This window comes from Bradyrhizobium erythrophlei (genome assembly GCF_900129505.1).
GTDB lineage: Bacteria > Pseudomonadota > Alphaproteobacteria > Rhizobiales > Xanthobacteraceae > Bradyrhizobium > Bradyrhizobium erythrophlei_D.
On sequence record NZ_LT670818.1, the window covers coordinates 4,476,754 to 4,501,488 of the forward strand.

Genomic DNA, 24,735 nt, shown 5'->3' on the forward strand with positions numbered 1-24,735 from the left:
ATGGATGGGGCTGGTCCTCGAATTGCAAGGATAGCGTTCGAGTGGCGGTGTATTTTCCGATTTCTGTTCGTGGGAGTCTGTTCTTGGGAGATGGTAGGAGCATGGAGCCAGCGCGGGCAATCTGGATTAAGGATCCCCTCGGCATCCTCGCCGATGGCGCGGAGCGCGGCATCGTCGTCCAGCAGGGGAAGATCGTCGAACTGGTGCCGAAAGGCGGCCAGCCCAGGACGCCGGCGGCGTTTTTCGAGGCCGGCGACCATGTGGTGCTGCCTGGGCTGATCAATACCCACCATCATTTCTACCAAACGCTGACGCGGGCGCTGCCGGCGGCGCTCGACCGTGAATTGTTCCCATGGCTGCAGGCGCTCTATCCGGTATGGGCGCGGCTGACGCCCGAGGCGCTCGATCTCGGCGTCACGGTGGCGATGTCGGAGCTGTTGCTGTCAGGCTGCACCACCACGACCGATCACCATTATGTGTTTCCCGTAGGGCTGGAGGACGCCGTCGATATCGAGGTCGGCGTCGCCAAGCGGCTTGGCCTGCGTGTGCTGCTGACGCGCGGCTCGATGAACCGTTCGCAGCGCGACGGCGGATTGCCGCCGGACAGCGTGGTGCAGGATGAAGACACCATTCTCGCCGACAGCGAGCGCGTGGTGGCAAAACATCACCAGCGCGGCGAAGACGCCATGGTGCAGATCGCGCTGGCGCCGTGCTCGCCGTTCTCGGTGACGACCTCGCTGATGCGCGCGACCGCTGACCTGGCCGACAGGCTCGATGTCCGCCTGCATACCCATCTCGCGGAGACCGAGGACGAGAACAGATTCTGCGAGCAGATCTACGGTTGCCGGCCGCTCGATTATCTTGAGCAATGCGGCTGGCTCAACGCGCGGACCTGGCTTGCGCATGGCATTCATTTCAACGCCGCCGAGATGAAGCGGCTTGGCAAGGCCAGGACCACCATCAGCCATTGCGCCTGCAGCAATCAGTTGCTCGCGTCGGGCAGCTGTCCGATCTGCGACATGGAGGAAGCGGGCGTCGGAATAGGGCTCGGCGTCGACGGCTCGGCCTCGAACGATGCATCCAATCTGATGCAGGAGGTGCGCGCGGCATTCCTGCTGCAGCGGGCGCGCTACGGCGTCGGCCGCGTCAGCCACAAGGACGCGCTGCGCTGGGCGACAAAGGGATCGGCGGCCTGCGTCGGCCGGCCCGAGCTCGGCGAGATTGCGGTAGGGAAGGCCGCCGATCTCGCGTTGTTCAGGCTCGACGAATTGCGTTTCTCCGGCCACGGCGATCCGCTGGCGGCGCTGGTGTTGTGTGGCGCGCATCGCGCCGACCGGGTGATGGTCGGCGGCAAATGGGTGGTCGCCGACGGCACGATCCCCGGGCTCGATGTGTCAGATCTGATCCGCCGCCACAGCGCCGCGGCGCGCGCAATGCAGGCGTAGCAAGCAGGCAGGCTGGGTTGCTTCGTCGCAAGGGCTTCTCGCCATGACGAACCAAAAATAAAGGGTCCGGGCGTTGGTGCCCGGACCCTCCGGTCTTTTCGAATGCGCGGGCCTTACTTGCCTGGCATCTTGTCGTCGATGCCCTTGACGTAGAAGTTCATGCCGAGGACCTGGCCATCGGCGAGATGATCGCCGCCTTTGCATTCAACTTCCTTGCCGTCCTGGCCGACGACCGGGCATTTGAACGGCTGCAGCTTGCCGGAGGTGAGGGCGGCCTGGGTATCCTCAGCCATCTTTTTGACGTCGTCGGGCATGTTGGTGTAGGGCGCCATCTGGAACATCTTGGTCTCGAGACCGCCCCAGGTGTCCTCTTCCTTCCACTTGCCGTCGAGCTCGGCTTTGACGCGTTCGATGTAATAGGGCGCCCAGGTGTCGAGGATCGAGGTCAGCTGCGCCTTGGGTCCGAACTTGATCATTTCGGAATCCTGTCCGAACGCGAACTTGCCGCGCTCGTTGGCGACCTGCATCGGCGCCGGGCTGTCGGTGTGCTGCATGATCACGTCGGCTCCCTGGTCGAGCAGCGCCTTGGCGGCGTCGGCTTCCTTGCCTGGGTCGAACCACGAATTCACCCAGATGATCTTGACCTTGATGTTGGGATTGACCGTCTGCGCGCCGATCATGGTGGAGTTGATGCCGGAGACGACTTCCGGGATTGGGAACGAACCGATGTAACCGAGCACACCCGCCTTCGACATCTTGGCCGCGATCTGGCCCTGGATGTAGCGGCCCTGATACCAGCGCGCCGAATAGGTCGACATGTTCTTGTCGCGCTTGTAGCCCGAGCAGTGCTCGAAATGCACGTTGGGATATTTCTTGGCCACCTTCAGCGTTGGATCCATATAGCCGAACGAGGTGGTGAAGATCAGCTTGTTGCCGGCGCGAACGAGCTGTTCGATGGCGCGCTCGGCATCGGGGCCTTCAGGGACGTTTTCGAGAAAGGTGGTTTCGATCTTGTCGCCGAGTTCCTTGGCGAGCTCCGCGCGGGCAAGGTCGTGCTGATAGGTCCAGCCGAGGTCGCCGACCGGGCCGAGATAGATGAAGCCGACCTTCAATTTGTCGGCGGCCGAGGCACCACTGCTGATACCACCCGCGAGCAGCAGCGCGGCGGCGACCGCAAATAATGTTTTTCTCATCGTCAATCTCCAAACAGTCGGGGGGAACGACAGTCCAGGACGCGGCGCCCCATCGCGCACGCCCGGATATGAAATCAGCGGTCGGGCACGAACACGGTGCCCAGCGCGGCCGGCGCGGTCGAGCCGCCGGTTCTTGCGCGTGAAATCAGAACGAGAACGATGACGGTTGCGAGATAGGGCAGCGCCGACATGAACTGCGAGGGAATTCCGATGCCCGCGCCTTGCGCGTGCAACTGCAGGATCGTCACGGCGCCAAACAGGTAGGCGCCGACCACCAATCGCCCCGGACGCCAGGACGCGAACACGGTCAGCGCCAGTGCGATCCAGCCGCGTCCGGCGGTCATGCCCGGGATGAAGAACGGCGTATAGGCGAGCGGCAGATAGGCGCCGGCAAGGCCTGCGCATGCGCCGCCGAACATCACAGCGAGCATCCGGATCTTGAGCACGGGATAGCCCAGCGCATGCGCCGAAACATGATTGTCGCCGACCGCCCGCAGGATCAACCCCGCACGCGTGCGATAGAGAAACAGCCAGACGCCGATGACCAGCGCCAGCGAGAGATAGACGAAGCCGTCCTCGCCGAACAGGATCCGCCCGACCAGCGGAATGTCGGTCAGGCCCGGGATATGAAGATGCGGCGCCGGTGCAATTCGCTCGCCCACGAAACCGGCGCCGATCAGGCCGGATAGGCCGATGCCGAGGATCGTCAGCGCGAGCCCAGTGGCGACCTGGTTGACCGCCAGCCCCAGCGTCATCATGGCGAAGATCAGGGACAGCAGGGTTCCCGCGATCATGCCGCAGAGCGCGCCGAGGATGATCGAGCCGGTGAGCCAGGCGCCGCCGAAACCGCAGGCCGCGCCCACGATCATCATGCCCTCGACGCCGAGGTTGAGCACGCCGGAGCGTTCGGTTACGAGCTCCCCGGTGGCGGCGATCAGCAGCGGCGTCGATGCCGCGAGCACCGCAAGGATGATCGCCTCAGCCAGTTCCACGGGGCACCTGTCGTGATGCGAAAATAAGCCGGAAGCGGTAGAGGATGAGCGAGTCGCAGGCGAGCACGTAGAACAGCAGGATGCCCTGAAAGACCTTGGTGACGTCCAGCGGTATTTTCATTGCGATCTGGGCCTGCTCGCCGCCGATGAAGGTGAGTGCGAGGAAAAGCCCTGCAATTAATATTCCAATCGGGTTCAGCCGGCCGAGAAACGCCACGATGATCGCGGTGAAACCGTAACCCGGCGAGATGCCCGGCTGAAGGTGCCCGACCGGTCCGGCCACTTCGATAATCCCGGCCAGTCCGGCCAGTGCGCCCGAGATGGCGAAGGTTAGAAGGATCAGCTGGTTGGAATTGAAGCCGCCGAAGCGCGCCGCGCGCGGAGCGGCACCGACCACGCGAATTTCGAAGCCCTTGATGGTGCGCCCGAGCAGCACGGAAGCGGCGGCGACGACAACGAGCGCAACGATCGCGCCGAGATGCAGCCGGCCGCCTTCGATTAGAACCGGGACGGTGGCGACCGGATCGAACTCAGCGGTGGTGGGGAAATTGAACCCGGCCGGATCGCGCCAGGGACCGCGCACCAGATAGTCGAGAAAGAGATCTGCGACATAGACCAGCATCAGGCTGGTGAGGATCTCGCTGGCGCCGAACTTCACCTTGCAGATCGCCGGTATCAGGGCATAGAGCGCCCCCGCCGCCGCGCCGGCGACGAGCATGGCGGGAAGGACCCAATGGCCTGCGTCGGTGCCTTGCGTCTTTACCGCGATCCAGCTGCCGGCGACGGCGCCGATCAGGAACTGTCCTTCGGCCCCGATGTTCCAGGCGTTGGCGAGATAGCAGAGCGACAGGCCGATCGCGATCATCACGAGCGGCGTCGCCTTTACCGCGATTTCCTGCAGCGAATAGCTGTCGGTCAGGGGATCGATGAAATAGACGCCTAGCGCGGAGATCGGATTTTTCTTCAGGATCACAAACAGGATGCTCATGGTCACGATCGTCAGCGCGATGGCGATCAGCGGTGAGACCAGCGCGATCGTGTTCGATCGCTCGGCCCGCTTTTCAAGCACCAGCTGCATGCGTCGCTTCCCTCTGCTCCAGACTGCTTCCGCCCATCAACAGGCCGAGCTTCTCGCGGCTGGCATCCGTGGTGGCCAGCGGCTGCGAGAGATGGCCGTGGAACATCACGGCGATGCGGTCGGCAATCTCGGTGAGCTCGTCGAGGTCCTGGCTCGTCACCAGCACGGCGGCGCCGTTGGCCGCGAGGTCGAGCAGCGCCTGGCGGATCACCGCGGCCGCGCCGGCGTCCACGCCCCAGGTCGGCTGGCAGACCACGAGGACTGCGGGGTTACGCAGGATTTCGCGGCCGACGACGAACTTCTGCAGATTGCCGCCGGACAGGCTCGCCGCTTCAGGGTCGCGCTTGGCCTTGCGGACGTCGAATGTTTCGGTGGCGCGGTCGACCGTCGCAAGCGTCGCGGCCGTGTTGACGAAGCCGTGCTGCACCATGTTGCTGGCGGCATGGCCGGTCAAAAGCGCATTCTCCGACAGCTTCATGCGCGGCGCGGTGCCGTGGCCCAGGCGTTCTTCGGGCACGAAGGCCGCGCCCAGCTTGCGGCGCTGCGTAATGGAAAGATGGCCGGCGGCAATACCGTCGATCACCACGGTGCCGGGATCCTGCGCCAGCCGCTCGCCGGAGAGTGCGGCGAAAAACTCATCCTGGCCGTTGCCGGCGACGCCGGCGATGCCCAAGATTTCACCACCCTTCAGCTCGAGCGAGATGTGTTCGAGCCGGACGCCGTGGGGATCGTCGGGCGCGAGGCTGAGATCATTGATGACCAGACGCGGCACCGTGGTCTTGCGGCCGGCGGCGGCTTTGACTTGCATGATCTCGGCGCCGACCATCATCCGCGCCAGCGACGCGGCGGTCTCCGCTTGCGGGTTGCAGGTCGAGATCTTCTTGCCGCCGCGCAGGATGGTGGCGGTATCGCAAAGCCGCTTCACCTCTTCCAGCTTGTGGCTGATATAGAGGATCGCGCGGCCCTCGCTCTTCAGTCGCTCCAGCACCACGAACAGTTGGTCGGCTTCCTGCGGGGTCAAGACCGCGGTCGGCTCGTCGAGGATCAGGAATTTGGGATTCTGCATCAGCGCCCGGACGATCTCGATGCGCTGCCGCTCGCCCACCGAGAGCTGCCAGACCTCCCGCTTCGGATCGAGCGGAAGCCCGTAAACGTTGGACACCTGCTCAAGGCGCGCGGACATGTCCTTGAAGGATTCTTTGCCGTCGAGGCCCAGCGCCACATTCTCGGCGACGGTGAGATTGTCGAACAGCGAGAAATGCTGGAACACCATGCCGATGCCGCGCGCGCGGGCTTCCGATGGTCCGGACAGAACCATGGTCTCGCCCTGCCAGCGCATCTCGCCTTCGCTCGGCTGGATCAGTCCGTAGATGGTCTTGACCAGCGTCGATTTTCCCGCGCCGTTTTCGCCCAGCAGCGCGTGGATCTGCCGCGGCCAGATCTCGATATCAATGGCATCGTTGGCGAGAAAATCACCATAGCGCTTGGTCAAGCCGACGGTCTGAAGCAGCGGCGTCTCGCCGGAATGCAAGCCGGTAGGCGTCGAATCTAACATTCGTGCTCACGCTGATGGCGGAGGAAGTGACTGCCTCAATACTGGGCTAGTTTCAACCGCGGCGTAAGTAGGGAAAAAGCGCCAGCGTTTGCCCAACTCTGTGGCAGGCCCTTGGCACTGTCGTGCGCCGAGAGTCGCCCGGCCCGATTCCTGTCTGCCGGCTTCTGACGGCGTCGCAGCCGTCGATTTCATCTCGCCGCAAGTGACCGCCACAACGTTTCTGTTGCAAAATTGTGACGGTCGACGCAAATCGAAACCATGGAGGCAGGCCTGCTGCGAAGATAGGCAATAAATTTCGATTGTGTGCAGGCGAGTCAAAGATCGATGGGGCGCCCCCTCCGCGGCCGACTGCACCATCCCCGCGTGACGTAAAAACTCAATTAGAACAGTCAAAAGTACGTGATCCCATCACTACCTCTGATTGTATCCGGCAAATCCGCTGACGCCGCCACCGAGGCCCTAAGCGACTGACCTGCCGATCTTTCTTGATGAAACTTGCAGCAAGCCGTGTGGAAAGTTGAGGCTTCTCAGCTTTATCGAACGGGGCAAGTGTCGCCTCCAAGGCCTTGATCGTTTCGCTCGTCAACTTGGGGGTATCCAGAATGTCCTACCGTATAAAGGCAATTGCAGCCGCGGTGCTGTCACTTGCCACTCTCACACCCGTCAGCTTCGCCGCCGCGGCGGACCTGCCGGTGAAGGCCAAGGCCAAGCCAATTGCGGATTTGCCATTCTTCTTCGTGATCGATGATCGGGTCACCTATTCGTGGATGCCGAAGGGTACTGATCCGGGGAATTACACCATCAGGCCCAACGGCACGGTCAACGGCAATACCGCGAAATCGGTTTATTCGTTCACGCATTTCGATGCATGGCTCTACGGCACCAACTTCTTCACCATCTCGATGTTCAAGTCGGACCACAACGATGCGGCCAACCCATGCTTGGGCGCGCCCACGTCGACCGTGACTGTTACCGGCGGGAATTCGAATTGCGCCGGAGCTACGGAAATCTACGGACTGTTCCGCAGCACATTCGGCTTCAATGAAATCTTCAACACCAAAGCATTCAGCTACGGTCCGCTGCACAATGTTTCGCTCGAAGTTGGTATGGATGCCAACACCGAAAATAACTTCCTGTCGCCCGCCAAGCGCGACATGGTAGCCGGTCTGCAGTTCGCCTTCGACCTGCCCTACAAAGGCTACTTCAACGTTGCGCCGTTGCTGTACTACGAATTCGCGAACCACAATTCATTCGATCAATGCGGTCTGTTTGGAGCGGGCGTCCCGGGCGTGACCTGTCTTATTGACGGCAACACCTCGTTCAAGCCGACCTGGGCCGTCGAAACCAACTACTATATGGATCTGGGCTTCCTGCCCGAGAACATGCAGTTCTGGTCCATCAGCGGCCGCGCCGCCTGGTATGGCCAGAAAGGCAATCAGAACCAACCGCTCGGCGTGGCCGGCGGCGGCACACCGACTGCTGTCGAATTCAACAGCGAACCGATTCGTCTGACCTTTGACGCCAGCAAGGCGATATGGGGACCGAAGTACACGCACTTCGTCGACGTCTGGGTCGCCTATCGTTACTGGCAGAACAAGTTCGGCCTTGATCACAAGACTGCGCTTGGCGGTCCTGGCGTTTGCGTGTTGGCAGGCACTTCAATAAGCACCAACACCTGCACCGAATCGACCGTCTATACCGGCATCACGGTGAAGTTCTGACAGCCTGATATCTCCGAACGAACACGATGGCGCCGCGATGAAGCCCGCGGCGTCATCTCCCGTTTCCGGACTTGAAGCGCGCTTCGCCCAAGCGCCTTATTTGTCCCAGACACCTTCGTGCAGCGCTTCCGCCTCCTCCTCGAGTAGAGGTCCGATCACCTCGGTCGGCCGCTGGCCGCTTTTGAACACCTCGCGGCAGGGCAAATCGAGCGTGGGATTTTCCGGATGATCGCCGGTGACGGCGCGCAGCCTGTGTTCGCTCAGGCCATAGACGAGCCGGCCAATTCCCGCCCAGTAGATCGCGCCCGCGCACATCGCGCAGGGTTCGGCGGACGAATAGAGCGTGGCGCCCCTGAGCACGTCCGGACTGAGCGTCGTGCAGGCCGTTGTGGCGAGCAGGCGTTCGGCGTGCGCGGTGCCGTCGCGCGAAGGCATGTAGCCGTTCTCGGTCTCAAGCAGCACGTTGCGGTCCCGGTCGACGAGGATGGCGCCGAAGGGATGATTGCCGTGGGTCAGCGAGCGGCGCGCCACCTCGAACGACCGGCGCAGGAAAAGCTCATCGAGTTCCAGCGTCGTCATGTCCGAATAACCGTCCCTGGTTGCCTCTCGTCCGATCCATCATGCAGACGACGAATCCCGGACGCAAGCAGGCGGCTCAGTGCCCCGCCATGTGCCGGCCGATTTCCGTCAGATCTGCCTCGCTGGCGCGGGCTTCATAGACCAACTGGCCGTGGAACATCACGACCAGACGGTCCGACAATTCGAGCAGCTCGTCGAGGTCCTCGCTGACCAGCAGCACCGCGGCGCCGCGGTTGCGCGCGGCCATGATCTCGGCATGGATTTGCGCCACCGCGGCGAAGTCGAGCCCGAAGCAGGGATTGGCGGCGATCAGCACCTCGACATCGCCGCCGAGCTCGCGCGCCAGCACCGCGCGTTGCACGTTGCCGCCCGACAGCGCCGCGATCGGCGTATCCGGCGTGCGGGTCTTGATCTTGTACTGGGCGATCTTCTTCTCGGCGTCGCCGCGGAACGCGGCACGGTTGAGCCACCAGCCGCCGCTGGCGAACGGCGGTCGGTCGAACTCGCGGAACGCGATGTTGTCGGCGACGCTCATGCCGCCGACACAGGCGTTTTTCAGCGGCTCTTCCGGCAGCAGCGACATCCTGTGCCGGCGCATCTCCTCGCGGCTCGCATGGTAGTCGTCGCCGGCGACGCGGACTTCGCCGCTCTCGGCTTCGCGCTGGCCGGCCAGCACCTCGACCAGCTGGCGCTGGCCGTTGCCGGAGACGCCGGCGATGCCGACGATTTCACCGGCGCGGACGGCGAGCGAGACGTCATGGACCGCGATCGCGCCGGCGTCGTCGAGCGCGTTGAGCTTTGTCAGTTCGAGGCGGGTGTGGCCTACTTCGCCGACCCGGGCCGGCTGAATGGTCAGCTCTTCCGCGCCGATCATCATGCGCGCCATGCTGTCGGGCGTGAGCTCGGCAACCTTGCCGCGGCCGGCGAGCTTGCCGCGGCGGAGAATCGTCACCTCGTCGGCGAACGCCATCACCTCGCGGAATTTGTGGGTGATCATCAGGATCGTGAGATCGCCGCCGACGACCATGCCGCGCAGCATGCCCAGCACCTCGTCGGCTTCCCCCGGCGTCAGCACCGAGGTCGGCTCGTCCAGGATCAGAAAGCGCCGCTTCAGGTATAGCTGCTTGAGGATTTCGCATTTCTGCCGCTCGCCGGCGGAAATATCCGAGACCCTGGAATTGAGCGGCACCTGGAACGGCATCCGCGCCAGGAATTGTTCCAGTTCCCTCTTTTCCTTGGCCCAGTCGACGACGGCCGGCACGTCGTCGCGCGCCAGCACCAGGTTTTCCGCCACCGTCATCGCCGGCACCAGCGTAAAATGCTGGTAGACCATGCCGAGCCCGAGCGCGTGGGCGTCCTTGGGATTGGCGATCGCCTGTTCGCGGCCGCCGACCAGCACGTCGCCCTCGGTCGGGTGGTAGTAGCCCATGATGCATTTGACGAGCGTGCTCTTGCCGGCGCCGTTCTCGCCGAGCAGTGCATGGAACGAGCCGGGCCGCACCTTCAGTTCGACATTGTCCAGCGCCGTGAAATCGCCGAACCGCATGGTCATGGCGACGGCGTCAACACTGAGCGCACCGCTCGGCAGCGGGGTTTCGCCGATAATCACGACAGGGCCCCGATCAAATTGGCGGAGTTTGCGACGGCGCCGAACACGCCGCCCTGCATCTTGATCATCTTCAGCGCGTGCTCGTGATTGCTCCTGTCGGTGGCGGCGCAGCAATCCTCGATCAGCACGCATTCGAAGCCGCGGTCGTTGGCTTCCCGCATGGTGGTGTGGACGCAGACATCGGTGGTGATGCCGGTCAGCACGATGTTCTCGATGCCGCGCAGCCGCAGCATCAATTCCAGGTCGGTGGCGCAGAACGAGCCCTTGCCGGGCTTGTCGATAACAGGCTCGCCCGGCAGCGGCGCGAGGTCCGGGATGATCTCCCAGCCGGCCTCGCCGCGCACCAGCACGCGGCCGCAGGGGCCGGGATCGCCGATCCCGGCGCCGATCTGGCGCGACCGCCACCGCTTGTTGGCGGGCAGATCCGTGAGATCGGGGCGATGACCCTCGCGGGTGTGGATGATGTGAAAACCTTGCGCCCGCATCACCGCGAGCAGCCGCTTGATCGGTTCGATCGGCGCCCGGGTCAGCGACAGGTCGTAACCCATCTTGTCGACATAGCCGCCGACGCCGCAGAAATCGGTTTGCATGTCGATGATGATCAGCCCGGTATTCTCTGGGCGCAGATCGCCATTATAGGGCCACGCATAGGGCTCGGATTTGATGAAACGCTCGGGCATGTCCTGGTCTCGTCTATGCGCTTGTTATCATCGGGTGATCGAAAGTTCAGCCGGAGCGCCGGTCAAGGTGCGCTTTGGCGAGCAGGTGACGATCATGATCGCCAGCGTCAGGATGTAGGGCGCGGCGTTGAACAGGTGATAGCCGGAGGTCACGCCGACCGATTGCAGCGCAGGTCCGAGCGCAGCGGCGCCGCCGAAGGCCAGCGACGCCCACAGGCACAGCATCGGATCCCAGCGCGCGAAGATCACCAGCGCGACCGCGGTGATGCCTTGTCCACTGGAAAGGCCCTCGTTCCAGCTGCCGGGATAGAACAGCGACAGGAACGATCCGCCGATCCCGGCGAGGAAGCCGCCGACCATGGTGGCGCGCAGCCTTATCGCCAGCACGGAATATCCCATCGCGCGCGCGGCGTCCGAACTCTCGCCGGCGGTGCGGATCAACAGGCCCCAGCGCGTGGTGCGAAACGCCCAGTACAGGATCGGCGCCAGCGCGACGCCGATCAGGAACAAGACGTTGATGCGCAGCGCCGCCCGGACCTGCGCGATATCGCTCCACCAGCCGAAATCGATCGCGGGCAGCCGCGGCGCCGTCGGTTCGATCAGCGGTTTGCCGAGATAGAAGGCGAGCCCCGTGCCGAACAGCATCAGCGCGATGCCCACCGCGATATCGTTGACCCGCGGCAGCGAGCAAATGCCGGCATGAAGCGCTCCCAGCAGCGAACCGGTGACGCCGGCGGCGAGCACGCCGAGCCAGGGCGATCCCGTGAGATAGGAGATGCCGTAGGCGCTCATCGCGCCCATCACCAGCGTGCCTTCGAGCCCGAGATTGATGCGCCCCGAGCGCTCGGTGATGCATTCGCCGAGGCTGACGAACAGAAACGGCGTGGAGACGCGGATGGCGCCGCCGAACACCGCGAGCGGGACGGTCCAGAGGCCGATCGTTCCATCCGCCATCTCAGGATTTTCCTTTCAGAAAGCCGATCCGTCCGTATAGCGCGTCGCTCGCCAGCACGAACACGAAGATGATCCCCTGCAGCACCTGCACCGAGGCGTCGGGCAAGCCGAGCCTGCGCTGCAATAGCCCGCCGCTGGCGCTGATGCCGCCGAGCAGGATGGCGACGGGAATGACGGCCAGCGGATTTTGCCGCGCCAGGAAGGCGACGAGGATGCCGGTGAACCCGTAACCGGCGGCGAGGTTGGCATTGGTGCGGCCTTGCACCGCGGCGACCTCGACCATGCCGGCGAGGCCGGCCGAGGCGCCGGCCAGGAAGCAGATGGTCAGTATCAGCCTGCCGACACCCAGGCCCACGATCTTGGCGGCGCGAATGTTGCCGCCGGCAACGCGCGCGGCGAAACCGAACACGGTGTGATAGATCAGGATATAGGCGGCGACGGCGGCGACAATGCCGAACACCAGTCCCCAATGCACGTCAGTGCCGGGGATCGAACCGATCATGTTGGCTGCGCCGATCTCGCGGGTCGAGGGCTTGTTGAGGCTGGCGGGGTCGCGCATCGCGCCCTCGACCAGATGATTGAGGATCGCCAGCGCGATGTAGACCAGCAGCAGGCTCGAGATCGTTTCATTGACGCCGCGGTACTGACGAAGCGCGCCGGCGAGCATGATCCACAGTCCGCCGCCGATCATGCCGGCGATGACCATGGCAAGCTGCACCACCAGCGGCGGCGCCCCCTGCACCAATAGTGCGGCACTGGTGGCCGAGAGCGCGCCGATCAGAAGCGCGCCTTCGCCGCCGATGATGACCATGCCGAGCTGCGCGGGCAGCGCCGTGCACAGCGCGGTCAGGATCAGGGGTGCTGCGCGGGTCAGCGTGTTCTGCCAGGAGAACCAGGTGCCGAACGCGCCCTGATACATGTAGAAATAGAGATCGAGCGGGTTCTTGCCGAATAGCGCCACGAATACGCCGAACACCCCGAGCGCGCCGACCAGCGCCGCGCCCGGAATGAGGATGTATTCGATGGTCCCGCCGTAGCGCTGCAGGAATCCGGGATCTGCGGCCGGAGAAATTGCAGCGGTTTCGACGGGATCCGCGACTTCTGATGTCACGAAGTCGCTCCGATCACGCCTTCCACCAGATAATCTATCTTTTCGAGTTCGGGATCCTTCTGGCCGCGGTCGGTTCCGGCCGCGATCACTGTCTTGCCCTTGTTGTCCAGGATCGGGCCCTTGAAGATCACGTAATCGCCGGCCGTGAGTTTGGCCTTGATGTCGTCGGCATGCTTGCGCGCTTCCGCCGAGACCGCTTCGCCGTAGGGCGAGACCTTGACGATCTCTTCCTTGAGACCGCCGCGGTAGAAATTCGGGATTTCCTGACCTGAGGCGATCATCTTGACGAATTTCGGATACAGCGCTTCCCAGTTCCACTCGGCGCCGGTCAGGTAAGCTTTCGGCGCCAAGGGCGACTGGTTGACGTGATAGCCGCACACCATGGCGCCGCGGCGCGCCGCGTTTTCGACCATGGTCTTGGGTCCGTCGACGTGGCAGGTCAGGACGTCGACGCCCTGATCGATCAGGCTGTTGGTCGCCTCGGCTTCCTTGACCGGCATCGACCAGTCGCCGGTGAAGATCACCTGCGTGGTCGCCTTCGGGTTGGCGAGCCGGGCACCGAGCGTGAAGGCGTTGATGTTGCGCAGCACCTGCGGGATCGGCTTGGCGGCGACGAAGCCGAGCTTGCCGGACTTGGTGGAATAGCCGGCGACGATGCCGGAGATGTACTGCGCCTCGTCGATGTAGCCGAAATAGCTGCCGGCGTTCTTCGGATCCTTCTCCGTCCACAGGCCGCCGCAATGCTCGAAGCGCAGCTTCGGATATTTGTTCGCCATCTTGATCATGTGCGGATTGTAGTATCCGAACGAGGTCGGAAAGAGCAGCGTCGCGCCGTCGAGACTGATCATCGACTCCATGGTCTTCTCGACCGCGTCGGTCTCCGGTACCTTTTCTTCCTCGACCACCTTGAGGCCGGGGATCTTCTTCAGTGCCGCGGCACCCTGCGCGTGGGCCTGGTTGTAGCCGTAGTCGTCGCGCGATCCGACATAGATGAAGCCGATCGTGGTGTCCGCGGCCAGGGCGGAACGGGCGCCGAGCGCGCTGCCGAGCGTCAGCGCCGCGCTGCCTTGCAAGAGATGCCGTCGTGAAATCCTGCCGAAATCCATTGGTTGCTCCCTTTGGCGGACGGGCCGCCGCACATTTCGCGGCTTCGCCCGAAGCGGCGGAGCCCAAAGGGATTGTCGCAATCTTCATGCCAGAGCCCTTTTGATGAGCAATGGTCATCTAATGCGCTGAATTATCGGAAATATTTGTGCCTTCATTCGTCGGTTTAAAACTTGTGCAAAAGCCATATAGATTAAAATTTAGGCGATATTCCTTGATTGTATGCAATTGAGTTAAGCAGTCGTTACCGCCGAATGGCCCCTCACAACCGTCAAGCCCGGCGGCAAAACAGGCTTGTTTGCCGGCTGGCCAAGCAGGCTTAGGCTGTGATCTGCGACATGCTTGGGTGCTTCGCGCGTTCGCTGGCACCGAACTTGTATCGACCGTCCCTGGAATCGCGTGGCTTTGTCATTGGAAGAGCATGAGTGAGATGAATGCGGAAAGCGCCGGCCTCCAACACTCTTCTCTTGGCGATGAGATCGTCGGCCGGATCAACGAGCTGGCGGCGATCTCCGAGACGCCGGAGCATCTGACACGCATTTTTCTGACCAAAGAGCATCGCGTGGCGGCCGATCTGCTGCTGGACTGGATGCGGGCGGCAGGAATGCGCGCGCAACTCGATGCCATCGGCAATGTCTGCGGCCGCTATGAAGGCGAGCGGCCGGGTTTGCCGTGCCTGATGCTGGGGTCGCATTACGACACCGTCCGCGACGCCGGCAAATGGGACGGTCCGCTCGGGCTGATCACGGCGATTTCCTGCGTCGCCGATTTGAACAAGCGCGGGCGGCGATTGCCGTTCGCGGTCGAGGTGACCGGCTTCGCCGACGAGGAAGGCGTGCGCTTTGCCTCCACGCTATTGGGCAGCCGCGCGGTTGCCGGCACCTTCGTGGAGAGCGTGCTCGGCGCAAAAGACAGCAACGGGATTTCGATGCGCGACGCGCTCGTTCAATTCGGGCTCGATCCCGACCATATCGGCGCGGCGGCGAGGGCGCCCAGCGAATTGCTGGCCTATGTCGAACTCCACATCGAGCAGGGGCCCGTGCTGGAAGGCCTCAAGCTGCCGGTCGGGGTGGTGTCCGCGATCGCGGGCGCCACGCGCCTTGCGGCAAGCCTCACCGGCATGGCCGGGCATGCCGGCACCGTACCGATGCCGCTGCGGCGCGATGCGCTGACGGGCGCGGCCGAATGCATTGTCGAGATCGAGGAATTCTGCCGCACCGACGAGGACGGGCTGGTCGGCACCGTCGGCTACATCCATGCGATGCCAGGTGCTACCAACGTCATTCCCGGGCAGGTGGCGTTCACCATCGATATCCGCGCGCCGACGGATGCGCATCGCAAGCTTGCGGTGGCCGATATCGTCCGCAGGATCGAAAATATCGCAAGACGGCGCAAGCTGACACTGCAGCTGGACGTCACCCACGAGAACCGCACCGTGCCCTGTGCGCCGTGGCTCAAGCGCCAGGTCGCCGCCGCCGCAGCCGCCGAGGGCTTTCGCGTGTTCGAACTGCCGAGCGGGGCAGGGCATGACGGCATGGCGATGATCGACATCTCCGATGTCGCCATGGTGTTCGTGCGCTGCAAGGGCGGCATCAGCCATCATCCCGACGAGCATGTCGCGGTAGGCGACGCCGACGCCGGCGCGCGCGTGCTGTTGCGGCTGATCGAGAATTTTCACCCGAAGGGAGCGGCCGAATAACGGGTCGCGATTCACCTTGCGGAACTGTCCGTGAGACGCGATGAATGGCGTTCGCCGGGAGAAACTCATCCGATGCTTGCAGGACCAGGAAGGGCGTTGCTGTTCGACATCGACGGCACGCTGGCCGACACCGACGCGCTGCATGTGGAGGCGTTCAATCATGTCTTCGGCCCTCGCGGTCATGTCTTCGATCGCGCGCGCGCCGCGAAGGAGCTGATGGGTTTTTCCACGGCCTCGCTCGCCGAGAGGTTCCTGCCGGACGAAACGCTGGAGCGTCAGTCGGCCATCATGGCCGAGAAGGAGGCCCTGTTTCGCAAGCTCGTTTCGGGCAAGGTTCAGCCGATGCCGGGATTGATGACGCTGCTTGCATTCGCCGATCGCGCCGGTATTCCCATGGTCGCCGTGACCAATGCGCCACGCCTGAACGCCGAGCTGCTGATCTCCGGACTAGGGATCATGGATCGCTTCAAGGCCATTGTAATCGGCGACGAGCTTGCCCACGGCAAGCCGCATCCGCTGCCATACCTCGAAGGCCTTCGCGCGGTAAACGCCGACGCCGGATTGTCGGTGGCGTTTGAGGATTCCCGCTCCGGCATCGCGTCGGCGTCCGCTGCCGGCATTGCGACGGTGGGAATTCGGAGCAGCCTAAGCCATGCCGAACTGGCCGCAGCGGGTGCGCTCCTGACGGTCGCGTCCTTTGATGACCCCGAATTGATGAAATTGATAGCGGCGACGATGGGGTGGTGACGCAGCTCCCCCGGACGCTTCCGGTACGTCCCTTGATCTTGCGCGATGTCCGTGGTATCTGCGTCTCATGATTAGATCAGTGCGCATCGCCAACCGTAAACACATGTCCCGCCTTTGCTGGGCCGTGGAAGGAGTCGTGCGCTAGGAATTCGACGACGCGATCTTTTCACCAGGCCCCGCCGGCATCGGACGGGGCCTTTTGTTTGGCCACGCTCCCTGCCGGCGCAACAGCAGGAGCATCCGATGCCACCCCAACAGACGAACCTCACATCCGAGACCGGGCGCGATGCCGCAGGGCTCGGCCTCGACCTCTCCATCGCGTTGGTGAAAGACGCGATGGGCGAAGCTTTGGCCGCGGCGCGCCCCGATGGCTCCATCGTAGCGCCGAGAGACGCCTTGTCGGAAAAGGATACTGTTGGACCACCGGCCGCATCGACGCTGAGCGTCTTGAGCTTGCTACGCATTCCGCGCCATGTCCGGTTTCACTCCGATAGCTACCGAATAGCGGACATCGCTTGCCGGTCCGTTCCGTGCCATGAACAGACACGGCCCTTTGTTCGATCACCTCGTCAGCGCGGGCGAGCATTAGCTGTCGCGCCTGCACGAGACTAAGCATTCTTGGCTTCGTCGGTAACAATAAGCGTCAGATCGTGCTGCCGGATCGGCAGCAACTCACTAACTTCGATCTCTAGGACTGAAACCAGGAGCGCCGATCGCGGCGAGGTGCTTGATTGTCCGCCGCAGCACCTCGAACAGGACAGCAGTCGACCAACCGAACATCAGGATGCCGTTCATCGCAGTCATCGGCCCTTTCAGCCGCCATTCCTGTACCGGCGTGATGTCACCGTAGCCAAGCGTGGTGTAATTGACGAAGGCAAAATAGAGCAAATCGCTGCCGGCAGGCGCCGCGCCTACGATGCCGTACACCGATGCCCAGACGAAAACCTCGAGCATGTGCGCGACCATCAGGACAACCGCGGTCGCAACCATGACGGCCATCAGGTGCAGTTTCGGCCGCGCCGTGTGCCGCAAGCCCGCCGTGCGGGCGATGCCGATGGCGCCAACGGTCACCAAAGCATGGATCATGATGTTGATCACGCTGACGATGGAGCCGACCAGGAGTTGAAACGTCATCGCCCGTCTCACCTAAATGGAACCGCAAGATGCTAGCAGGCGCCCTTGCGGCCATGCAACGACTTCAGCGCTTTGGGGTAGACATGCCCGTTGCGGCTTTCTTCGTGGTCTCGCCCATGCTCTTCGTCTGGTCGGTCCGCGACCGCGTTTCTGATCTCGGCCCATGGTGCATTGGCGTGGCAGTTCGTGCGTTTCGCCACAATCGATTGAACGAGCAAACAGGACAGGGCTGACGGACGGCAAGGAAAAAGGAGGAGTCGGCTTCACCCCGTCCCCTGGCCCGCCGGCGGGACCACGTACAGCGTCAGCGCAAAGACCGCGTAGATAAAGATGAGCAGGGCGCCGACAAACCAGGCCGAGCGCCCGCTGCTCGTAATGAAGCTCGCGGTCACGGTCGCAATCATCACCATAGTGACAGCGCCCGGCCAGAACTGCAGGCTCATCGGCGACGGTCCGACGACATAGCTGAGCAGCACGAGCGCGGGTGCGACGAACAGCGCGATCTGGGAGGCGCTGCCGAGCGCGATGCTGACACTCATGTCGAGGCGGTCCTTGCGCGCCGCAGAAAAGGCCACGGCAAACTCGGCGGCGGCGCCGACCAGTGAGACGATGATGAAGCCGACAAAGGCCGGGCTCATTCCGAAAGTTTCCGCCGCCTTCTGGACGGACTCCACAAAAATCTCACTCACCAGTGCAACCAGCACGGTGACGGCGACCAGTGTGCCGACCGCAAGGCCAATCGGCCAATGTTCCTCGCTCTCGCCATGTTCGGCGCTCGCGAACAATTCCTTGTGGGTCTTGAGCGAGAACAGCAGGCCGAGCGCATAGGCGATGATGAGCAGGATGGCGAGACCGACGCTGAGCTTCCGCATAATGGCCTCGCCCTGCGCAAGATCCAGGTCGGCGACCGCGGACGGGGAGAGCAGAGCGACAGTGGCCATCAGCAGGAGACCGGAGTAGAGCCGCGCGCCGGCCCGGTTGTATTCCTGGACGTGATAGCGTAGGCCGCCGAGCAGCAGACAGGCGCCGAGCATGAACAGAGCGTTGGTGACAATCGCGCCGGCAATCGACGCTTTCACGAGCATGTACTGGCCAGCGTGCAACGCGGTGATCGCAATGATCAGTTCCGTCAGGTTTCCCAGCGTCGCATTGAGAAGGCCGCCGACAGCATCGCCGGTCTTGGCGGCAACCGCTTCGGTTGCGTGGCTGAGCAGGGCGGCCAACGGCACGATGGCGAGTACCGAAAGCACGAAGAGCAGCGTATGGGAATGCGGCGCAACCGTCTCCGCGATCAGCACAGCCGGCACGAAGATCAGCATCCAGAGCAGCGGGGTGTGCCGGATTTGCTTCAGGAAGAGTTTCATGGCGGGCGCCGTCTCCATGGGGGATGCGATGGCGCAAAATCCGACCTCGCCGCGGTACCGGTATTGATCTGGGTCAACACAGACCCCCCTGGCCGGGAAGGGGCTTGCAGCCGTTTTTTCGCCATCCCCACAGAAAATGTCGTCGCGAAGGCGGGTTGAGTTTACGCGCTAACGCGCCGTGGAGCTGCACAGACAGCAAACGCCTTGAACTGGCGGGGCTGAATTGCCAATCCCACTCCCACGCATCATCCATGACAAATTGTTTCATCAGGGGTGCAAATCGTCGGACGTCCGAGTTGGGTCAAAAGGCGAAATACTCGCTGCGAGTAGATGTTTTCCGCTTTGGCCCCCCAACGGACATCGCTCAATAGAGTCGGCATGTCCGTTTCGTGCCAAACGCAGACATTAGTCACGTCGTATTCGCGTGACATCGCGAGTAAGAAGCGCGGTCAGGATCAAGTGAAGGACCACCGCCGGCCACAGCAGGACGCCGGTCAAACCACGTGCGAAACCGAGGTAGGCAAGAAACACTGTGACCAACGCGCCGTAGGTCAACATCCCGACGAGCGGCGGACCTGGCCAGCAGGCGATCCCTAAGCCGATCAGGGCGATGCCGGCAACGCGCGCGACTGGTATTGCGACGCCCGTAAGCTGTTCACCCAGCAACAGCTGCACAACCAGCGACGGAGCAATCAGCAACGCCAATCCGGGTGGTGGCTTCGGCGACAGCGGCGAAAGTCAGCGTATTCTTCATCGTTCCGCCACTGCGTTGCGAGGCACCCGCCTACGATTGGGGCTGTTAAGGCTTGGCTTCCTGCTCCGGCGAGAAGGGTTCGAGCTTGAAGGTCAGCTTGTCGATCTTGCCGGTGAACTTGAAGGGAGTGTCGTAACGATACTCCACCAGTGCGACACCGGTGCGCGTGTCCTGGCCGACGTCGAAGGTTTCGTCCTCCGGGAACATGATCGGGGTGGTGTGTTCCAGCGTATTCCTCGCCACCTCCTTACCGTCCACCGACAATACGCCCGTGCCGCCCTTGCCCAAACCCGGCCCGTCCGCCTTGAATTCAAACACGATGGTGTGCTTGCCGGCTCCTAATTCGGTGCCCTCCCACGTCGTACGCTTGAGGTCGAGCAGGTTATAGAGGAACACTACCTTGCCCCGGCCGACGCCGAAGTCGCCCTTGCTTAGGAACAGGCCATAGCCGCCGAAGCGCCCGCCCTCCGTGACGATCATGCCTTCCGCGCCGCCGTCAGGAATCGTAACCTCGGCCGTGATGGTGTAGGATTTGTCCAGGATGTCCGGGGCCGCGCTGGCCGGAGTGCCGGAGAGTTCGCCCGAATAGGTGAAGACGGTTCGTCCCGCCGTGAGGCTCGGGCGCGGCGTAATGAAGCGCGCGAGCGTCGAGTTGTCGAGCGGCAGCACGTTGTACTTCTTCGCCTCGGCGTAAAAGAGGCCCTGCATCTCCCTAAGCTTATCCGGCATCCTGGTGGCCAGGTCGTTATACTCGGTGGGGTCCTCCTGGACGTTGTAAAGCTCCCAATTATACCCTGTGATCACATCGGGAGGCGTCTTGGAGCTTAGCTCCCACGGGAGAGTCACCGGCGTCGTCGCCGCCACCCACCCGTTGTTGTAGATGGCCCGATTGCCAAGCATCTCGAAATATTGCGTCGCGTGTCGCGTGGGCGCGGCGGCGTTCGCGTTGTCCCACGTGTACATCATGCTCACACCTTCGATTGGGATCTGCTTGATCCCGTTGATCGTATCTGGCTGCGGAATGCCAGTCGCTTCGAGGATGGTCGGGACGACGTCGATCACGTGAGCGAACTGGCGGCGAATGCCGCCCAGATCAGTGATGTGGCCGGGCCAGGAAATCGCCATGCCCTGCGCCGTCCCACCGAAGTGCGATGCCACCTGCTTCGTCCACTTGAACGGTGTGTCCATCGCCCACGCCCACTCCGCCGCATAGTGTGGGAATGTCCGTTCCGATCCCCAGAACGGATACCAGAGAAACTGGTCCTTCACCGGTACTTCAACGCCATTGAAAGTGGTGAACTCGTTCGGGGTGCCGTTGAGTATGCCTTCGGCGCTCGCGCCGTTGTCGCCACCAATATAGATAATCAGGGTGTTGTTAAGCTCGCCGAGGTCTTCAACGGCCTGGATGACCCGGCCAATCTCATGGTCGGCATAGGCGAGGTAAGCTCCATAGACATCCGCTTGCTTGATGAAGAGCTTCTTCTCGTCCCAACTGAGGGAGTCCCACTGCGGCAGCTCTTTCGGCCACGGCGTCAGCTTAGCGTTTTCGGGCATAACGCCCAATCGCTTCTGGTTGGCGAAGATGGTCTCGCGCACTTTGTTCCACCCGTCATCGAAAAGGTGCATGTCGCTGATCTTCTTGATCCATTCCGGCGTCGGATGGTGAGGCGCATGGGTAGCGCCGGGTACGTAGTAGACAAAGAACGGTTTGTCGGGCGCGATCTCCTTGAGCTGCTTGATCTGCTGGATGGCGTCGTCGGCCATCGCCGTCTCCAGGTTCCAGCCGGGATTGCCCTCGAAGGGATAGATCGCAGTTGTGTTGCGGAACAGGTTCGGCTGCCACTGGCTGGCATCGCCGCCGACAAAGCCGTAGAAATAATCGAAGCCCATGCCATTGGGCCACTGATTGAACGGCCCGGCTTGGCTCGCCTGGTAAAATGGCGTGTTGTGGTCCTTGCCGAACCACGAGGTTGCGTACCCGTTTTCCTTCAAGATGGTACCGATGGTGCCTTTCTCGATTGGGATAATGGAGTCGTAACCCGGGAAGCCCGTCGCTGCTTCGCCGACCACCCCGTAGCCGACCGAGTGATGGTTGCGTCCCGTGATAATCGCTGCCCTCGTCGGCGAGCAGAGCGCCGCAGAGTGGAAATTCGTGTAGCGCAGTCCCTGTGCGGCGATGCGATCCATCGTAGGCGTGGGTATAACGCCGCCGAAGGTACCCGGTGCACCGAAACCCTGATCGTCCGTCATGATCAGCAGCACGTTGGGCGCGCCCTTCGGCGGCACGACGCGCGGGGCCCACCAAGCCTTGGACTCCGAGGCTTTCTCTTTAATCACCCCGCCGAATTTCGGATCGGGCGGCGGAAGTTGTTTGCCGGTGATGGTAGTGGTGGCTTCAGGCGAACCCGGGACACCTGTGACCTGCTGCGCCGATGTCGGGACGCAACCAAGGGCGAGAAGGCTTGCGCCTGCAAGCATGCTGTGGCTGATTTTCATGGAAAGCTCCCGTAGCCTTAAAGGGACCCACGAACCCTCCACCATGGCCCGATAGAGAGGGACGGCCTATGCAAAAACGGCCAGAGCAAAAAATAAAGGAGCCTTTCGTGCAATGTCCGGTTGGGGTCAAAATGCGAAATACTCCGAGCGAGCAGATGTTTTCCGCTTTGCCCCCAACACCAGACATTGCGTGATGCAGTCGGCACTTCGCATTTGTGCCAGAAGCGGACATCTGACAATACGGCGGTGAGGTCTACTAACCAGGGCGTCGATGCGCTGGGCAACGCCATCCGACCGCCTGATACTTGGATTCAATCCCGATGGCCGAGACCGGGCATGAGTGTCTCTTGAGTTCATACAACCCAGGCTCGGAAAATTTTACGCGGCACCAGCGAAGGCGTCGCGGCTTTACAAGCCGCGCCCGAACGTGTTTGAGCGCTCGGTCGCCAGATTGGCATCTATCTAGGCGTCGGAACCGACGCCTTAAACAACGCGTTTGCCAGCCTGGGCCGCGATCGGCCTCTGCACAAAATACATCACGATGAGGGAAATCACCGCCGTTGCAACGACGACGTATCCCAGCCGGTCGAAATGCCGGAGCGAACCGTCGGAATTTTGTGCGATGAGCGCGGCGGCGAGCACGGAGCCGAGCCCGCCGGAGAGCTGTTGCAGGGAAGCGCCGACCGCGCTGAAGGAGCCGCGTTGTGCGGGCTCGGGGATTGCGGAAATCAATGCCTGCGACGGGATCATGCGCGAAAAGATGCCGACGAACATCATGACGTTGACCAGGATCGCGACCGTCAGACTGACCTGACCGAGATGCGTGTAGATCAGCACCATGACGATGGACATGGCGCTGCCGAAGGCGAACGTGGGGAATTTGCCAAAAGCATCGCTCGCGCGTCCCACTAACGGTCCGATGAAAATGCTAAACAGGCCGGAGACGAGATAGATCGTCGGCAGATGAACGATATCGATGCCGAGATTATGCACGGTGTAGGCGCTGCCGAACGGCATCAGCATGTAGCCGCCGGTCGCCAGCAGCGTCGTCACCGCGAATGCCATCCAATAGCGTGGCTGTGCGACCGTTGCGATCAGATGCCGGAACGCGTTTTTGTCCCGCTTCAGCAAGAGATGGCCGCTCACCGGTTTCATCAAAAACAGCACGGCGACCATCCCGGCGATCGACAGGCCGACCAATGCGCCGAACGCGACGTGCCAGTTCCAATGGTTGGAGAGAAAAAGACCGGCCGGGATGCCAAGCACTTGGCTTGCGGCGAAGGCGGTTTGCACGAAGCCCATGACGCGGCCGCGCAAGTGCAGCGCAAAGAGATCGGTGACGATGGCGAGCACAACGGAGCCGATCACACCGCCGAACAAGCCGGTAACGATCCGCCCCAGCAGCAGCACATGATAGTTGGGAGCGATCGCGCAAAGCGCCGTTCCAAGGGTAAAGCCGACATAAAAAAACAAAAGCAGCCTCTTGCGATCGAACTGATCGGCAAAGCCGGCCGCCAGGATGCCGGAAATTCCCGCGCTGAATGCGTAGGCCGAGACCGCCACCCCGAACTGTGCGGCAGAAATATTGAGCGCCGGCATGATGATGGCGCCGAGTGGCGACATGATCATGAAATCGATGATGATCGTGAACTGGACAAGCGCCAGCAGCGCAACGAGGATTGACTGGTAGCGCGAAAAGCCGCGGGATGGCTCTTGCCGCTCATCGATCGGCTCCGTCAGGGTTTGTTCGGTCATGACATTCATTCAGGAGGGGAGAAGGGTGAGGACGTGCGGTGTGCCGCCCGGCGCCGATCACTATCTATTCTGGCTCTGCGCTATTTCGATGGCTTGACAAGCAGTTTAATGCCTGATCGACGTGATGCGTCGGTTCAGACTGCGGGAGGTTCTATCGCCACATCCCTCGCATGCGAGCACTGATATCCAGCGTTGGCCCTTGGCTGGCCGCGCGAGCTGCAGTGTCGGCCGATATGACCAGCCACTTCGTCCGCTCGAACAGACCGAGTAACTTTTCGGGAATGAAGCACGTCCTGGAGGCATAGAGGTGACGATCGCCCTGCGCGTGCTGGTCTTGGACGGAGAAGCGCTGTGAACTTTAACGGTGAAAATGAGATCAAAAGCAGGCGGCTGGCAACGCCGGTTTGATGACCCGATACGGCTGCCCGATGGCCGCGAGCTGAAGACGCTGCGTGACGCCGACATTACATCGCGGCGCTGCCCAAGGCGACGCACCGAAAGCCGGAGTGGGAGCTGGCGATCGCATTGCTGCTGAGCGCCGCCGAGAACGGCGGCGTCGTCATGATGGCGCGGACCGCGGTGACGCAGGCGTTGACCGGCCGGAAGGTGGCGATGCCGGAGCTGCGCTTCGTCGATGGCACGGTCTTCCTGGGGGCCCCTGAAAGGTCGCGCAAACGCCGCCGCTGTTCTGATCCTGTGTGACATCACACGCCAATCGCCGAAGCGTGATTGCGCTACCCCCGCGCGAGGGGAATGCCAACGCCT

20 protein-coding genes are annotated in these 24,735 nt (G+C 62.6%); 4 read left to right on the forward strand and 16 right to left on the reverse strand.

The features are described 5' to 3' along the window. Positions 1-101 precede the first annotated feature (101 nt). Positions 102-1,445 carry an 8-oxoguanine deaminase gene (locus tag B5525_RS20780; protein WP_079567661.1) on the forward strand — a complete coding sequence of 448 codons (1,344 nt, stop codon included), beginning with the start codon at positions 102-104 and terminating at the stop codon, positions 1,443-1,445. 113 nt (positions 1,446-1,558) lie between these two features. Here B5525_RS20780 and B5525_RS20785 read toward each other — a convergent pair whose 3' ends face one another. The 4 genes from B5525_RS20785 to B5525_RS20800 all read right to left on the reverse strand — a co-directional run bounded on the left by B5525_RS20785 (position 1,559) and on the right by B5525_RS20800 (position 6,263). Further along, positions 1,559-2,638: a BMP family ABC transporter substrate-binding protein gene (locus B5525_RS20785; RefSeq protein ID WP_079567662.1), complete on the reverse strand. Its 1,080-nt coding sequence runs from the start codon at positions 2,636-2,638 to the stop codon at positions 1,559-1,561. A 74-nt stretch (positions 2,639-2,712) separates the two neighbouring features. Beyond that, positions 2,713-3,630, reverse strand: a complete 918-nt coding sequence (locus B5525_RS20790; RefSeq protein ID WP_079567663.1) for an ABC transporter permease — start codon at positions 3,628-3,630, stop codon at positions 2,713-2,715. Further along, positions 3,617-4,708, reverse strand: a complete 1,092-nt coding sequence (locus tag B5525_RS20795; protein WP_079567664.1) for an ABC transporter permease — start codon at positions 4,706-4,708, stop codon at positions 3,617-3,619. The genes B5525_RS20790 and B5525_RS20795 overlap by 14 nt, the downstream gene beginning before the upstream one ends. Then, positions 4,692-6,263: an ABC transporter ATP-binding protein gene (locus B5525_RS20800; protein WP_079567665.1), complete on the reverse strand. Its 1,572-nt coding sequence runs from the start codon at positions 6,261-6,263 to the stop codon at positions 4,692-4,694. The genes B5525_RS20795 and B5525_RS20800 overlap by 17 nt, the downstream gene beginning before the upstream one ends. A gap of 602 nt (positions 6,264-6,865) precedes the next feature. Here B5525_RS20800 and B5525_RS20805 point away from each other — a divergent pair. After that, positions 6,866-7,984 (forward strand): hypothetical protein, encoded by a 1,119-nt coding sequence (locus B5525_RS20805; protein ID WP_079567666.1) that lies wholly within the window; start codon positions 6,866-6,868, stop codon positions 7,982-7,984. Between the two features lie 96 nt (positions 7,985-8,080). On the opposite strand, the gene B5525_RS20810 is transcribed toward B5525_RS20805, so the two are convergent. The 6 genes from B5525_RS20810 to B5525_RS20835 form a co-directional block, all read right to left on the reverse strand. Then, a complete protein-coding gene (locus B5525_RS20810) occupies positions 8,081-8,563 on the reverse strand; it encodes a nucleoside deaminase (RefSeq protein WP_079567667.1) in 483 nt (160 codons plus the stop codon). Positions 8,564-8,639: 76 nt separating this feature from the next. After that, complete coding sequence (locus B5525_RS20815; protein ID WP_079567668.1) at positions 8,640-10,172, reverse strand: ABC transporter ATP-binding protein; 1,533 nt, start codon at positions 10,170-10,172, stop codon at positions 8,640-8,642. Then, positions 10,169-10,852: a cysteine hydrolase family protein gene (locus B5525_RS20820; protein ID WP_079567669.1), complete on the reverse strand. Its 684-nt coding sequence runs from the start codon at positions 10,850-10,852 to the stop codon at positions 10,169-10,171. The genes B5525_RS20815 and B5525_RS20820 overlap by 4 nt, the downstream gene beginning before the upstream one ends. A gap of 27 nt (positions 10,853-10,879) precedes the next feature. Next, positions 10,880-11,806: an ABC transporter permease gene (locus tag B5525_RS20825; RefSeq protein ID WP_079567670.1), complete on the reverse strand. Its 927-nt coding sequence runs from the start codon at positions 11,804-11,806 to the stop codon at positions 10,880-10,882. Between the two features lies 1 nt (position 11,807). Next, the gene (locus B5525_RS20830) at positions 11,808-12,917 is read right to left on the reverse strand and encodes an ABC transporter permease (protein WP_079567671.1); all 1,110 of its coding nucleotides are present in this window, start codon (positions 12,915-12,917) and stop codon (positions 11,808-11,810) included. Then, positions 12,914-14,023, reverse strand: coding sequence for a BMP family ABC transporter substrate-binding protein (locus B5525_RS20835; protein ID WP_079567672.1), 1,110 nt, complete (start codon positions 14,021-14,023; stop codon positions 12,914-12,916). The genes B5525_RS20830 and B5525_RS20835 overlap by 4 nt, the downstream gene beginning before the upstream one ends. A 419-nt stretch (positions 14,024-14,442) precedes the next feature. Between B5525_RS20835 and B5525_RS20840 the strand changes: the two genes are divergently transcribed. Continuing rightward, positions 14,443-15,720, forward strand: a complete 1,278-nt coding sequence (locus B5525_RS20840) for an allantoate amidohydrolase (protein ID WP_425305281.1) — start codon at positions 14,443-14,445, stop codon at positions 15,718-15,720. 72 nt (positions 15,721-15,792) lie between these two features. Continuing rightward, entirely contained in the window at positions 15,793-16,467 is a 675-nt protein-coding gene (locus B5525_RS20845) for an HAD family hydrolase (RefSeq protein ID WP_079567674.1), read from the forward strand. Between the two features lie 675 nt (positions 16,468-17,142). On the opposite strand, the gene B5525_RS20850 is transcribed toward B5525_RS20845, so the two are convergent. From B5525_RS20850 to B5525_RS44165, 6 genes are all read right to left on the reverse strand, one after another. Beyond that, positions 17,143-17,601 (reverse strand): potassium channel family protein, encoded by a 459-nt coding sequence (locus tag B5525_RS20850; RefSeq protein WP_079567675.1) that lies wholly within the window; start codon positions 17,599-17,601, stop codon positions 17,143-17,145. 263 nt (positions 17,602-17,864) lie between these two features. Then, positions 17,865-18,965, reverse strand: coding sequence for a calcium/proton exchanger (gene cax / locus B5525_RS20855; protein ID WP_079573617.1), 1,101 nt, complete (start codon positions 18,963-18,965; stop codon positions 17,865-17,867). A gap of 405 nt (positions 18,966-19,370) precedes the next feature. Then, positions 19,371-19,664: a hypothetical protein gene (locus B5525_RS20860; protein ID WP_244567979.1), complete on the reverse strand. Its 294-nt coding sequence runs from the start codon at positions 19,662-19,664 to the stop codon at positions 19,371-19,373. Between the two features lie 100 nt (positions 19,665-19,764). Next, the gene (locus B5525_RS20865) at positions 19,765-22,215 is read right to left on the reverse strand and encodes an arylsulfatase (protein ID WP_079567676.1); all 2,451 of its coding nucleotides are present in this window, start codon (positions 22,213-22,215) and stop codon (positions 19,765-19,767) included. A 483-nt stretch (positions 22,216-22,698) separates the two neighbouring features. Continuing rightward, a complete protein-coding gene (locus tag B5525_RS20870) occupies positions 22,699-23,970 on the reverse strand; it encodes an MFS transporter (protein ID WP_079573619.1) in 1,272 nt (423 codons plus the stop codon). Between the two features lie 464 nt (positions 23,971-24,434). Next, positions 24,435-24,611, reverse strand: coding sequence for a hypothetical protein (locus B5525_RS44165; protein WP_154073346.1), 177 nt, complete (start codon positions 24,609-24,611; stop codon positions 24,435-24,437). Between the last annotated feature and the right edge of the window lie 124 nt (positions 24,612-24,735).

Bases quoted from the DNA above. Each gene is read 5' to 3' on its own strand.
- B5525_RS20780 (WP_079567661.1), top strand. From the start codon at position 102: ATGGAGCCAGCGCGGGCAATCTGGATTAAGGATCCCCTCGGCATCCTC.
- B5525_RS20785 (WP_079567662.1), bottom strand. From the start codon at position 2,638: ATGAGAAAAACATTATTTGCGGTCGCCGCCGCGCTGCTGCTCGCGGGT.
- B5525_RS20795 (WP_079567664.1), bottom strand. From the start codon at position 4,708: ATGCAGCTGGTGCTTGAAAAGCGGGCCGAGCGATCGAACACGATCGCG.
- B5525_RS20800 (WP_079567665.1), bottom strand. From the start codon at position 6,263: ATGTTAGATTCGACGCCTACCGGCTTGCATTCCGGCGAGACGCCGCTG.
- B5525_RS20805 (WP_079567666.1), top strand. From the start codon at position 6,866: ATGTCCTACCGTATAAAGGCAATTGCAGCCGCGGTGCTGTCACTTGCC.
- B5525_RS20810 (WP_079567667.1), bottom strand. From the start codon at position 8,563: ATGACGACGCTGGAACTCGATGAGCTTTTCCTGCGCCGGTCGTTCGAG.
- B5525_RS20820 (WP_079567669.1), bottom strand. From the start codon at position 10,852: ATGCCCGAGCGTTTCATCAAATCCGAGCCCTATGCGTGGCCCTATAAT.
- B5525_RS20825 (WP_079567670.1), bottom strand. From the start codon at position 11,806: ATGGCGGATGGAACGATCGGCCTCTGGACCGTCCCGCTCGCGGTGTTC.
- B5525_RS20835 (WP_079567672.1), bottom strand. From the start codon at position 14,023: ATGGATTTCGGCAGGATTTCACGACGGCATCTCTTGCAAGGCAGCGCG.
- B5525_RS20840 (WP_425305281.1), top strand. From the start codon at position 14,443: ATGAGTGAGATGAATGCGGAAAGCGCCGGCCTCCAACACTCTTCTCTT.
- B5525_RS20845 (WP_079567674.1), top strand. From the start codon at position 15,793: ATGCTTGCAGGACCAGGAAGGGCGTTGCTGTTCGACATCGACGGCACG.
- B5525_RS20850 (WP_079567675.1), bottom strand. From the start codon at position 17,601: ATGACGTTTCAACTCCTGGTCGGCTCCATCGTCAGCGTGATCAACATC.
- cax (WP_079573617.1), bottom strand. From the start codon at position 18,965: ATGAAACTCTTCCTGAAGCAAATCCGGCACACCCCGCTGCTCTGGATG.
- B5525_RS20865 (WP_079567676.1), bottom strand. From the start codon at position 22,215: ATGAAAATCAGCCACAGCATGCTTGCAGGCGCAAGCCTTCTCGCCCTT.
- B5525_RS20870 (WP_079573619.1), bottom strand. From the start codon at position 23,970: ATGACCGAACAAACCCTGACGGAGCCGATCGATGAGCGGCAAGAGCCA.